The sequence below is a fragment of the Carboxylicivirga marina genome, from assembly GCF_016612505.1.
GTDB classification, from domain to species: Bacteria; Bacteroidota; Bacteroidia; order Bacteroidales; family Marinilabiliaceae; genus Carboxylicivirga; species Carboxylicivirga marina.
Window position 1 is genome coordinate 1 of sequence record NZ_JAENRR010000028.1, and the last position, 13,829, is coordinate 13,829.

Here is a 13,829-nt window from a genome sequence, read left to right on the forward strand (position 1 = left end):
CTTAGCATTCCCTGCAAACCCTTGTTAACTAAGAAATCCATGAGATAGGCATCTGTATTATGGGGTAACTCCAATTAAATAACTCTTGATTTTTTGCGCATTTTGGCATCATTTTTTAGAGAATAATTTCTCTATTACTAATGAAAACATTGTAATGTTAATTCGCTGTTAATCGTGTATTAAGTGGTATTTCTTCTGATGTTTACCCACAACAAACAATCCAATCTAATCAACTAAACATCTGCCACTTAACACTCCTTTCAACTTAACATACATTTAAAGTTGAATTAATTATCTCTTATCAGGCATCGTGTGACCTTGCCATACATTTGCCATTGAATTATTTGAATTATTGCGAGGAAAAATGAAAAGACAAATTATTGGAATTATTATTCTATGTCTTGCAGGTCTTACACAGGGATATGCACAAACAGGGATACTAAAAGGGAAAATAACCGACAGAAAAACTGGCGAAGAACTAATTGGTGCGGCCATCATTATTGAAGGAACTACCACAGGTACAACAACCAACTTTACAGGCGATTACATCATGCCACCTCTTGAAGAAGGCACTTATACAATTCGTTGTCAATACATTTCGTACGAAGCACAAGTCAAAGAAGACATTATTATTAATGACGGCGAAGAGACAACACTTAACTTCTTAATGGGCGAATCAGAACTTGATTTGGCCGAAGTAAAAGTTGTAGCAAAAGCTAATCGTGAGTCGGAGAACTTATTGATGCTTGAACAAAAAAATGCGGTATTAGCAACACAGGCTGTTGGTGCCCAAGAGTTATCGCGCAAAGGCGTTAGCGATGCCGAAGGAGCTGTTGCTAAAGTGTCGGGTATATCAAAGCAAGAAGGTGTGAAAAATGTATTTGTGCGTGGTTTAGGCGACCGATATAATGCCACCACATACAACGGCATGCCAATTCCATCAGAAGACCCGGAGTATAAAAATATATCACTCGATTTCTTTTCAACTGATATTATTCAATCTGTTGGTGTTAATAAAGTTTTTAGTGCTGGTAATTATGCCGACGTTGGAGGAGCTGTAATTGATATTAAATCAAAAGAATTATTCAAAGACAGCGAGTTTAATGTTGCTTTCGGATTGGGAGCCAACACACAAACTTTCAATCGTGACTTTTTGCAAGCAAACGGAACCAATGCTTTCGGTTACACTAAAGCAACGAGTCTGCCAACGCCTCCTGCTAATACACTGCCAGGCGCACAATTTAATCAAATCGATAAGTATAGCTTTACTTATAGTCTTGACCCATCTGTACGTAATACGCAACTTAATGGCAACTTTGGCTTATCAGGTGGTAAGAAGTTCATCGTTGGAGAAAATGAAAACAAACTTTCTTTGTATGGTGTAGCTGGTTATAGCAACGATTATGCCTATTCAGAAGCGGCCGTACGTCGCATCACTACCGACGGCACTGTTGACCAAAACCAAACCGGTGACAAATACACTCAAAATACCAGCCATTTGATGATGGCTAATGCTGATTATTCCATTGGTAACAAAAGCTCAATCTCATATAACTTTATGTATTTACATACGACTAATCAGTATGTGGGCGACTTTTATGGTACCAATAGCGATTATGAAGCTGGTGTTGGACAAGAGGGGATGATGCGTCGCCAGCAACTAAATGACAATTCACTCTATGTTAATCAATTAATGTCGAAATGGTTTGTTTCTGAAAAGCTTGATTTTAATGTAGCTGCATCATACAACATGGTTGTAGGTAAAGAGCCAGATAGAAGAATTAATAACTTTGAGAAGCGAAGCGGTGGTTATTATGGCTTGCAAGGTGGTAACGGAAAACAGCAACGCTTTTTCTCTGACCTTAACGAGGGAGATTTAAATCTTCAGGCAAGTGCCGATTATAAGTTGAGCACCGATGATGACAATGCATCCTTGTTAAAATTTGGTTATACTGGCCGATTTGTGAACCATGATTTTGAAGCAGTTGAGTACGATATGCGTGCGAGTAGTGATGGAGAGTTCTATCCGCCAAATATCAAGCTGGATGATTTCTTTAATCAAGACAACATGAATATTGGCGATGGTAACGGAGGTGATTTTAGAGTCTTGTATTCCGACCAAAGCTATAATGTATCACGTCAGGTGCATGGTGTTTTTGCTGATGCTATAATCGAAATAAACCCTCGCTTTACACTTAATGCAGGTTTGCGATTTGACCATGTTAACATGGATGTTAACTACTACAAGTTTCAATCAACCACACCTGAGGAATCGAATATTAACGAGTTGTTTATATTGCCAAGCTTAAACTCACGTTATGATGTGAATGATAAAAACGCCGTACGTTTGGGCTTGAGTAAAACGTACACCTTGCCACAAAGTAAAGAGATTAGCCCGTTTCGATATAATAATTTGAGCTATACCAGTCAGGGTAATAAAGATTTAAAACCATCTGAAAATTACAACCTGGACTTAAAATGGGATAACTACATATCGGCCGGAGAGCTTTTTAGTGTTAATGCTTTTTACAAACACATTAACCAACCCATCTCACGAATAAATGCTAATAATTCAGCAGGTGTGTTGACCTACGAAAATGTGGCTGATTTTGCCACCGTGGCCGGCTTAGAGTTAGAAGTCAGAAAGAATATTTTTAACAATACCAATGGCACTGATGGCAACGGATTAAATAAGTTATCGGTAGGATTCAATGGTTCCTATATTTATTCAAACATCAACTTTGATAATTCCGACTCAGAGGCTATATCCGGCACTTTCACACATGCTAATTCACAACTCGAAGGAGCCGCGCCTATTATAGCCAATGTTGATTTAACACATACCATCAAAAGTGGCGATAAGACTTTTTCTAATGCCGTGGTATTTAATTACACAAGTGAGAAAGTATTTACAATTGGGCGCGATGGCTTTAATCCGATTATGGAAAGTGCTGTGCCAAGCATGGACTTTGTATCAAGTGCCAAGCTTAACAAACACCTGACACTTAAGTTCAAAGCACAAAACTTGCTTAACCCAAGCTATCAATTAACACAAAAGCCAATTGTAAATGGTCAGAATCAAAGCAAAGTCACGCTCTTAGATTTTGAAAAAGGAATTAATGTAAGTCTTGGAATCAGCTATACGTTTTAATGCCTCATTCCTAAGATTGTGGCATGTTAATGCTGTGTTAACCGATGAACGAAGCCTTTAATAATTACATAACAATCTGGTAATATCTACTAAAACTCAAGCCTGATTCTAAGCATTAGATTTGCCATAGATAATAAAAACAGAAGAAACCATAATTAAAACAATAAACTAAAATTGTAACGATGAAAAAGTTAATTTTTGCCCTAGCCATCTTTTCTGCAATGCTAATGTCGTGTAGTGATGATGATGATAACAAAAAAGAGAATGACGAAAACGAATTAAAAGGAAATATTACAGGATATACTGAGCTGGATGCGTCAATCGAATACAAACTAATAGGTGCTTTAACCATTAAAGATGGTGGTGAATTGGTCATTCCTGCCGGTATCGTTATTAAGGCCGAAATTGGTTTTGATAAATATGTGCTCGTTGAGATGGGCGGTAAGATACAAGCTGAAGGTACAGCCGATAAACCAGTTGTGTTTATGTCAGGAGCAGCAAGCCCAAAAGCTGGTTATTGGGGTGGAATCATCATTAATGGTAAAGCAAAAGTTTCGGGTGCTGGTGCTTCAGGAACCAACCAGGGCTCTACCGAAATAGATGGCAACATCAAATACGGAGGTGACGACAATGCAGATAGCTCAGGTTCACTTGAGTATGTGAAATTGCTTCACACAGGTGCCAAGGTGGATGCTGATACCGAGCACAACGGCCTAACACTTAATGGTGTTGGTAGCGGTACTAAAATCGATAATGTTTTCATTTCTGAAGGTTCAGATGACGGTATCGAGTTTTTCGGTGGCGCTGTTAACGTAACCAACTTGTTAGTGGTAAACTCACAGGATGATATGTTTGATATCACACAAGGCTGGACAGGTACGCTTGATAATGCCTATGGTATATGGGAAGCACCATTTTTAACTGACGAAGGCGACCCACGTGGTATTGAAGCCGATGGTAACCTTGATGGTAAAGGGCCTGAGCATGTTGACCAATCAAACTTTGTATTGAAAAATATTTCAATCGTTGTTAATGCGCCAAAAGCCGATGATAAAACATTTATGCATGATGCGATTAAAATTCGTCGCGGTGCAACAGCTAAAATTACCAATTGCCTGGTATGGAACATCAATGGCGAAGTTAAGGACTTTGTTGATGTAGTTGATAAACGTGGTGGTGCTACTGATGAAACAGAAATCGAATGCACTTATAAAGGCATCGCTTATATCGGCAATGAAGTTACTCGCGAAACGTCTAACGAATCAGGTGATGGAACAATTACATCTGATGCTAAAGTGACAATTAGTGACACGAACACCGGCGCCAAAACAAGCGTATTTAGCTGGACTGGTTATACTTTTCCTACTAACTAGAGGATTTTTATAAATGATTTTAAAAGCGGCAGGGAATTATCTCTGCCACTTTTTTTCATTAATATTATATCCGGAGCACTCAAAGGCGTTTCAAACGTTTGCAGATTGGCTATGCGCCCTATCAGGCAAACTATAACGCTGTATATCAACACTCAACCCAATAGTCCTATTGCTATTTCATTCATCTCTAAGTAATTTGCGTGAGTATTAGTTAACTCACAAACTCTGATTATGAAGCAAGCAAGTATATTGGCAATAGTGCTTATTTTACTAAGTTGTCAGCAAGAACAAAAGACCATTTATCAGGCTGATAATTATACAATTTTCAGTAACAAAGTCGAGCAAGGCGAATATACTGCCGAGGTTCATTCTCCCTATCACATCACATCTGATTACCAAAGTCCGGCCAATGCCACTTTTCCTAATCTTATTGAATTTAAATTCGCCATTAATGGCAAGGACAATGAATTACCCATTGGCGTAAACCACACTTTCTTGCTTCAAGTCAATGAGCATCATAAAATAGAGCTACCTGTTCTTAAATTTGGCGAGCGCCACCCCGATGAAAAACAGAGCAATCCCACCGGAAGTATTGAGCCTAACACGCCGCTGATCATTAAGCTTGATGCGAGCGCTATAACACAATCTCTAAAAGACAAAGGCTACTACGAAACCTATAATGGCCAGAAAATCTATCAGGAAGATTTTAGCGGCATTTACATTGCTGGTAACCTGGCACCTTTGGGTTGGGATTTTGATAACCTCAATGGTAGAACTGATCGACAATTAAAAGATGACAATGGAGATGGTATTTTTGAAATTACCCTTGAATTAAACCCATACAATCCCGATGATTTTACAGCCAATGAGTGGCAGCTGAAAAACGATATTAGCAACTACCCTCAGCTCAAAAGCTCAACGCCCTTAGTAAATGCTCTATACAATTTGGCATTGGATGAGACTGAGATGAATATCGAGAGCGATGGCACCTTTAGAACCGGAGAAGAGTGGCCAGGTGTGTGGACACGCGATGTGAGCTATTCGATTCTACTGGCTTATGCTTTCACCAACACCGAAGTGGCCAAAACCAGCCTGATGCGCAAAGTAAAAAACAATCGCATCATACAAGATACCGGAACGGGTGGTGCCTGGCCCATTTCATCAGACCGAACCACATGGGCATTGGCAGCTTGGGAAATTTATAAAGTAACGGGCGATGAGCAATGGCTAAAAACCATCTATTCCATCATCAAAAATTCGGTGGATGACGATATGCAGACGCTAAAAGATAAGCGTTCAAACTTAATTAAAGGCGAATCGTCGTTTTTAGACTGGCGAAAGCAAACATATCCAGACTGGATGAATGGGGTCGACATCTTCGAATCTCGTACTTTGGGAACCAATGCGGTGCATGCTCAAACCTACCAGATTTTGGCAGATATAGCAACCTTGCTTGGTGAGAATGGCGACATATACCAAGCCGAAGCCGAAAGGGTTAAAGCAGCGATTAACAAAGAGCTTTGGTTGGATACCAAAGGCTATTACGCCCAGTTTCTATATGGCCGTAATCACCTGTCTGTTTCTCCGCGCAGCGAAGCATTGGGTGAGGCTTTCACAGTACTATTTGACATTGCTGATAATGGCAGAGCAGCACAAGCTGTAAGCAATACACCAGTTGTTGACTACGGGGTGCCTTGTATTTATCCGCAGATACCAGAAATACCTCCTTACCATAACAACGGCATCTGGCCATTTGTGCAAGCATACTGGAATTGGGCCTGTGCCAAAGCTGGCAACACATCCGCTTTAGAGCAAGGCTTAGCCGGCATGCATCGGGCAGCAGCGCTTTTTCTTACTAATAAAGAAAACATGGTGGCCGACAATGGTGACTTTCGCGATACAGAAGTCAACTCTAACCGCCAGTTATGGAGCGTAGCTGGCTACCTAAGCTCGGTATATCGTCTTTTTGCTGGTATTCACTTCGAATTAGACGGCCTTCATTTCAAACCATTTATCCCTCATGCTTATGGTGATGAGTTGGTACTTACAAACTTTAAATATCGCGAAGCAACACTAGACATCACCATTAAGGGCAATGGTTCCGAAATTCAAGCTTTTACCATTGACGGACAAAGCAGCAAAGCAGTTATTGACAAATCAATAAAAGGCCATCATACCATTGAAATTGTACTGAGCAGTAACCCACAGTTTGCCATGGGAAAAGAGGCTTCTGAAAATGCATTTTCGCTTAAAACACCTCGCATAACAGCCCATCGGAATAAACTTAAGTGGAACGAAATTGATGGCGCCACATCCTATCAGCTTATTCGTAATGGCGCCATCATAGCCACCACATCCAATACCAATTACGTTGTTGAGGGCACTAATTTTTATCAAGAATTTAGCATAAAGGCTGTTGATGAATCCAATGAATCATTTTTGAGCAATGTCATCACATTTTTACCGGAAAACTACCCTGGTATTGATGCAAGTAACATCGGTATAAAAGGTGAATTAAATGCCAACGGTTATACGGGCCAGGGGTACATCGAATTATCCAATGATTTAAACACGCTTATTAGCACCACTTTTACAGCTAAAAGAGCTGGCAAATACCTCATTCGCGGGCGATACAGCAATGGTTCAGGTCCCGATAATACAGATAACAAATGTGCGATTCGTACTGTATCGGTTAACGGCAACAAGGCTGGCGTAATGGTGATGCCGCAGCGGGGACGAAATGAGTGGTCAAACTGGGGCTGCACCAACCTTATTGAGGTGGAATTAAGAAAAGGTAAAAACCAGCTTCAGCTGTCGTTTGAAGATTACAATAACAACATGAATGGGGAAGTTAACCGCGCCTTGCTAGATGAGATAATTCTTATTCCTGTTGAGTAATGTTATAAATATCCCCCATCGCCTTGCAGCTACTTCCTCACGGGGAAGATGCTCCCCATGGGGAGAAACCCGAAGGAAGAGGAGGCCATCGCTGTTGCGGATTTACAATCCGTAACATTTAACCCGCAATATGCATTAGCATAAGTATCTCATATTTTAAAATAAACATACAAAATGAAAATAGAACACATTGCCATGTGGGTGAGCAACCTGGAAGTATCACGCCAGTTTTACACTAAATACTTTCAAATGACCTCCAATGACAAGTACGAGAATAAAAGCAAGCTCTTTACATCCTATTTTTTATCCAATAACGAAGGGGCCAGGCTTGAAATAATGCATAAACCAGAACTTGAAACCAACACCATAAATAACAATCAGCTCGGCTTGGTTCATCTGACTTTTTCGTGTGGCAGCAGAGATGCTGTTGACCTATTGACTGAACAGTTGAGACATGATGGCTATACCATCCAGGGTGAGCCTCGCTTAACTGGCGATGGTTATTACGAAAGCGTCATTTTAGACCCCGATGGTAACTGGATTGAAATTACCGAATAATTGAACAAATGAACCACTGCGAATCACTTAACTACATATACTTTTGAATCAGCATTAAACAAGTATTTACATATGAGATTATCTATTTTACTGCTTTGTATTTTGGCACTAATTGGGTGCAAACAAAACAAACTACTACAATCACCCGATGGTGAGATTCATGCAACCATCCAATTAACAAACGGTAAATTATCCTACCAGGTGATGAAAGATACCGAATTAGTCATTCAATCATCGGCCTTAGGTTTTAATTTAAAAGAGCATGGTGCTCTTGTTGATGGATTTACACTCATTGACAGAGAACGTACAGAAATGAATGAATCATGGACAGCCGTGTGGGGACCTGAAAAGAAGAATGTCAATCGGTACAATCAGGCTAAATTGGAATTAAAACACGAAGAATCGGGCATCTATATGAATGTGGTTTTCAGAGCCTTTAACGATGGTGTTGCTTTTCGCTATGAATTCCCTAAACAGGATGGATTAGAGGAATTTACCATTACTGATGAGTTGAGTGAATTTGCTATAGTTGGCAACCCCAAAAGCTGGTGGATTATGGCAGACTTTGATTCATATGAGAAGTTGTATTACGAAACGCCAGTATCAGAAGCCCAATGGGTGAATACACCTATCACCATGCGCACCAATTCAGGCTTGCATGTCTCGTTGCACGAGGCGGCATTGACCAATTACAGCGGCATGACTTTAAAACTAAAAGATGGCGGAAAAATAAACACTTTTGTATCAGAATTGGTGCCATGGGCCGACGGCTCAAAGGTGAAAACCAAAGCCGGCATGCACACGCCCTGGCGCACCATTACCATAAGCAATAGTGCAGCTCAATTGGTGGAGTCAAATATGATTGTGAACCTCAACGAACCTTGTAAAATTGAGGATACCTCGTGGATAGAACCAATGAAATACATGGGCATATGGTGGGGCATGCACATTGGTACCGAAACATGGGTAGAAGGCGACAAGCATGGAGCTACTACTGAAAATACAATGCGTTACATTGATTTTGCTGCCGATAATAATATTCAGGGGCTTGTTGTTGAAGGCTGGAATGCCGGCTGGGACAAGTGGGGTGCCAAAGATGCTTTTGACCATGTGACACCTGCAGCCGATTATGATTTAGAGAAAGTAGCCGCCTACGCCAAAGAAAAAGGCGTTGAGCTGATTATGCACCACGAAACCGGAGGTGATGCCGTTGGTTACGAAGCATTAATGGATTCGGCCTACTCCTTGTGCCAACATCTGGATATAAAAGCTTTAAAAACCGGTTATGCGGGTGGCATTTACCCTCGTGGCGAATACCACCATGGCCAATACATGGTAGAACATTACCAAAAGGTAGTTGAAACAGCCGCTCAATATGGCATCATGATTAATGCCCACGAGCCCATCAAACCAACAGGTAAGCGTCGCACCTGGCCTAACATGATGACACGCGAAGGAGTCAGAGGCATGGAGTGGAATGCCTGGAGCGATGGCAACCCGCCATCGCACACTGTTACCATTCCGTTTACACGCATGTTGGGCGGACCGGTTGATTATACGCCCGGTACTTTTGACTTAATGTTGAAAAACTTTGCCGATGAGCGTGTATCATGGAACACCGACGACATAAGCAAAACACGCACTCATACGACTTTGGCGAAACAACTGGCGTTGTTTGTGATTCTATACAGCCCTATGCAAATGGCGAGCGATGTGGTGAATAACTACATCAATCATCCGGCTTTTGCATTTATTGCCAATGCTGATATTGATTTTGACGAAACCAGGGTACTCAATGGCGAAGTAGGGCAATACATCACAACGGCTCGTCGCACAGGTAATAACTGGTTGATTGGTTCGGCCACCAATGAAAAGGCACGAGACATCAACATCAAACTCGACTTTCTGGAGCAGAACAAGGCATATGAAGCCACTATTTATGCCGATAAAGAAGGCAGTGACTGGCAAAATAATCCTGAGCAATACACCATAAGCAAACAAACTGTGAAACATGGCGATAAGCTGAGCATGAAATTAGCAGCAGGTGGTGGTCAGGCAATTTCGATTATCATGAAATAAATATCTGATTGACAAGAACCCTTTAATAACCCCCTTCCCTGTCAATCGACAGTACTTCCACCTGAAAAGGGGAAGAGGGATTTATCCGGGCTACTTATTTCAAATTAATATAACGGTTGGTAATTTAATCTTCTCTTATCTATCCATTCTATATTTTTTGGCTGGGTGCTCAATGGCGAAGTGGGCCAATACATAACAACAGCGCGTCGCACAGGTGATTAATGGTTAATTGGTGCTGCCATCAATAAAAAGGCACCATACTCACACTCTTCCCTTTTTGCTCGAGCAAAAGGGGAAGTACCACACCACAGGTGTGGGGATGGGGATCATATGACAAAAGCTAAGTAAACGAGGCTTGCGATCTTTATTTTGCTATTTTTACACGCATTAATAACTACAACACACAATCATGGATGTTAAGATAGAAGCTGGCTGGAAACAAATTCTTAAATCTGAGTTTAATAAAGAATACTTTGCAAAACTGACCCAATTTGTAAAGTCAGAATATCAAAATAAAACCATTTATCCACCTGCTTCACAAATTTTTAATGCCTTTGATTTATGTCCGTTTGAAAATACCAAAGTGGTTATTCTTGGTCAGGACCCATACCACGGCCCCAACCAGGCACACGGCTTGTGCTTTTCAGTTAATAAAGGCATTAAAACACCTCCATCACTGGTTAATATTTACAAAGAGCTACACAGCGACATTGGCATTGACATACCCGAACATGGTAACCTGGAGCATTGGGCCAGACAAGGGGTATTGCTTTTAAATGCGACATTAACAGTGGAAGCTCATCAGGCAGGTTCGCACCAAAAACAGGGTTGGGAACAATTTACCGACGCCGTAATTAAAACAGTGGCTGAGCAATCGGAGCATGTGGTATTTGTATTGTGGGGTGCCTATGCTCAAAAGAAAGCGCAGTTGATAGATAGTAATAAGCATTTGATTCTTAAATCGGTTCATCCATCACCACTATCGGCCCATCGTGGTTTTTTTGGAACTAAGCATTTTAGTAAGGCTAATGACTATTTGTTAGCGAATGGAAAAGAGGCGATTAGTTGGTAGGGGAAGAGTCCGAAGAAAGAGAGTCTGAAGTCCGAAGAGGTTTTGGGGCTTAGAGTTTGTTATTGGGTATTTGAAGTTTCGCATCCTTTTATAGGAGCACATGCAAATAAATGTAATGATGCTGTTATTCTATATTTCACAGAGCATTCTATTAATCTTCCCCATGGGGAAGTGCCGCAGGCGATGGGGGAATAGCCCTCCTACTGGTACGGATTTGTAGTCATTTTTATAAACAAAAACCCAGCCTTGAACAGCAAAGTTGATAACATAAACACCTTCTGGATTGTGGAACTTATACTACGGCTCATAAATATTGGTTTTGGGCTGGCACCTTCAATAGCCCTACTGTAATGGAAGTCTTGGTGCTGATTTCTAGTAACACAGATTACAAATCTGCGCTAGCATTGGGAGCACATGCAAATAAATGTAATGAGCGTAAAATACTTTAATTTCATGGTTTAGGTTTTTTGTTTATGGTTCGTAGCTATTTATGTTTAAATCAAAACGACCTTCTTTAATTTGGACTGCATTACCCTTGTCGCTAATGGCATCAAAATAAAATGTGCCTGAGATAATTAGTTCATCTAAATCAAACCTTGAAATGGTCACTTTTCCATTATAATTATCTCCATTTGTAAAGAAATATTCATCCGTATTGTTGGTGGAGTCATTAAATCTAGCAGACGAACAATTCTCTAAAGATTCCATATTGAATGTAGAAGTTCCATTTAAAACAGAATCATTGCAAATCGTAAGATTAATAGTTTGAAAACTATTATTAGCTATTATAATCCATCGTCCGTCTTTATACTGATTGTTAACTACCCTATAAGGAGGCGTTGTAATCATACCTTTTTTCGGCAGCCACACTTCTCCATTAACAAGGCAGCCAAAGGTATTTTCACCGCTTTGTGTTATGGGTGGTAGTTCAGGTGTTTTGTCGTCTTTTTCACAGCCACTTCCCATCAATACAATACCTATAAGCATAATGGGCAGGGTGAGTTTACTAAAACTTAAAAGTTGTCTTTTCATTTTTCTGGCGATTTTAAAAGTGTTAATAAACATAAGATTAATTGATTATTCTTTGGTTGCGTAATGGGATGCGATCTTTATTTGCGAGGTGGCAATAAAGATCGCATCCTTAAACTCCTGTCTTTACTCTTCTTCCACCACTTTCATACCGGCACGCAGGTCCACAATAACCCTTGCTGCCAGGTAAGTATTGTACACCTTGGGCTGCTTGGCTTTTAGCAATTCCATCAACTTATCAATCTTGTTACGTAATAAGTCGTTGGCTTCACGCATCAAGCTATCCAGCTCTCTGGTGGCTTGCGAGCGGGTGACTATGGCCGAGCGAGGCGATGCAATAAGTGCCGAGAAATCGTCAATTTCTTTCTTTAGCTTCGTCACATCTTCCACTGTTTGTCCATAATCAACCAATCCATCTCCCAGTTTTACCGCTTCATCATACACATTTAAGCTGGTGACTTTTACTTCTCCATCAGTCATACGCTCCAGTTGCGAGGTTGAAATTGCACATTTAGCTTGCAGGTCGGGCATGTCGTTCACCTGGGCATACACATACATGGTGGCGGCCAGTTTCACAGTTGCCTCAATCATCTCTGCCTCTTCTTTCAATTTCAACTGCCTGGCACCGGTGGTATTGCCTTGTTGAATCCGATGTACAGCTTCAATTTGCGCCAGCAGGTCATTAAATTTTACAATAAAACTTTCAAGGGCTTTAATCAGGCTTAGTTCGGCAGGGTAGGTGCCAAACACATTTCTCACGGCCAAAAACATGGCCAATCGGTTGCGTTGTATCGCATTCATAGTTTAACATTTAGTTAGTTAATAAAAATGAGCCTCATTAATGAGTACTCATTAGTTAATTGCAGAAATGTGAAAACGTAACATGTTTTTTTGGTGTTATTTTCGCCAGATGTGACGAACGCTTCCTTTTATTATGCAAACGAACTGTATTTATGTGACGAAAAGGAAGATAAATCAATATAACATATTAACAATATATATAATAGGATATGATACAGGCAGGATATGTAAAACCCTTAACGGCCTATGTTATACCATTTATATTTCATAATGCGCTGGTATAATGCCGTCACATAATCAGCGTGGCTTTAGAAATGAAATGCACTAAAGGCGCATTTTGCTTGGTAAACGATATTAGGTCGTAAGCAGGGTATACATTTATGATAGCAGGCTATGTAAAGGCAACAGCTCAATATGTTAGCCTGTCAGAATGATATGTAAGCACTACAGCGGCGTTTGTATGACCATCAGCACAATGTACAATCAATGCTAGTAGCCTATGCATAAGCAACAGAACGGTATGTAAGACCGTTAGCGGAGTATGTGAGCTCAACAGTGTCGTATGCATGACTAACAGAGCGATATGTAAAGCCGTTAGCAGTGTATGTAATCACAACAGCAGCGTATGTAAGACCAACAGAATGATATGTAAGCCTGTCAGCACTCGCATATTCAAATCTTCCCCATGGAGAAGTGCCGCAGGCGATGGGGAAAACAATGCGAGATCCAACTGCATTTTCACACTTTGATGTGCCATGGAAGCATGCGAAACAAGCCCCTTCAGTCTTTCAGACAGCTTCCCCAGGGAAGCATTGATTCACATTGGATAAAGACTTTGCTTCTCCGTGCTTTTCTGTTAAACAAAAAC

The 13,829-nt window shown here is 40.7% G+C and carries 8 protein-coding genes; 6 read left to right on the forward strand and 2 right to left on the reverse strand.

What is annotated here, in order from left to right:
- The first annotated feature begins 364 nt into the window (after window positions 1–364).
- The 6 genes from JIV24_RS12430 (at window position 365) to ung (ending at window position 11,131) form a co-directional block, all read left to right on the forward strand.
- On the forward strand, window positions 365–3,151 hold the full coding sequence (locus JIV24_RS12430) for a TonB-dependent receptor domain-containing protein (RefSeq protein ID WP_200465372.1): 2,787 nt from the start codon (window positions 365–367) through the stop codon (window positions 3,149–3,151).
- A 182-nt stretch (window positions 3,152–3,333) separates the two neighbouring features.
- A complete protein-coding gene (locus tag JIV24_RS12435; protein ID WP_200465373.1) occupies window positions 3,334–4,524 on the forward strand; it encodes a hypothetical protein in 1,191 nt (396 codons plus the stop codon).
- A gap of 231 nt (window positions 4,525–4,755) precedes the next feature.
- Window positions 4,756–7,422 carry an alpha-L-rhamnosidase-related protein gene (locus tag JIV24_RS12440; protein WP_200465374.1) on the forward strand — a complete coding sequence of 889 codons (2,667 nt, stop codon included), beginning with the start codon at window positions 4,756–4,758 and terminating at the stop codon, window positions 7,420–7,422.
- 174 nt (window positions 7,423–7,596) lie between these two features.
- Entirely contained in the window at window positions 7,597–7,980 is a 384-nt protein-coding gene (locus JIV24_RS12445; RefSeq protein ID WP_200465375.1) for a VOC family protein, read from the forward strand.
- Window positions 7,981–8,052: 72 nt separating this feature from the next.
- Entirely contained in the window at window positions 8,053–10,059 is a 2,007-nt protein-coding gene (locus JIV24_RS12450; RefSeq protein WP_200465376.1) for a glycoside hydrolase family 97 protein, read from the forward strand.
- A 409-nt stretch (window positions 10,060–10,468) separates the two neighbouring features.
- Window positions 10,469–11,131, forward strand: a complete 663-nt coding sequence (ung, locus tag JIV24_RS12455) for a uracil-DNA glycosylase (protein ID WP_200465377.1) — start codon at window positions 10,469–10,471, stop codon at window positions 11,129–11,131.
- Window positions 11,132–11,602: 471 nt separating this feature from the next.
- Here the strand turns inward: ung and JIV24_RS12460 are convergent, their stop codons facing one another.
- Both JIV24_RS12460 and JIV24_RS12465 read right to left on the reverse strand, forming a co-directional pair.
- Window positions 11,603–12,163 carry a DUF6252 family protein gene (locus JIV24_RS12460; protein ID WP_200465378.1) on the reverse strand — a complete coding sequence of 187 codons (561 nt, stop codon included), beginning with the start codon at window positions 12,161–12,163 and terminating at the stop codon, window positions 11,603–11,605.
- A gap of 123 nt (window positions 12,164–12,286) precedes the next feature.
- Window positions 12,287–12,961, reverse strand: coding sequence for a hypothetical protein (locus JIV24_RS12465; protein ID WP_200465379.1), 675 nt, complete (start codon window positions 12,959–12,961; stop codon window positions 12,287–12,289).
- Between the last annotated feature and the right edge of the window lie 868 nt (window positions 12,962–13,829).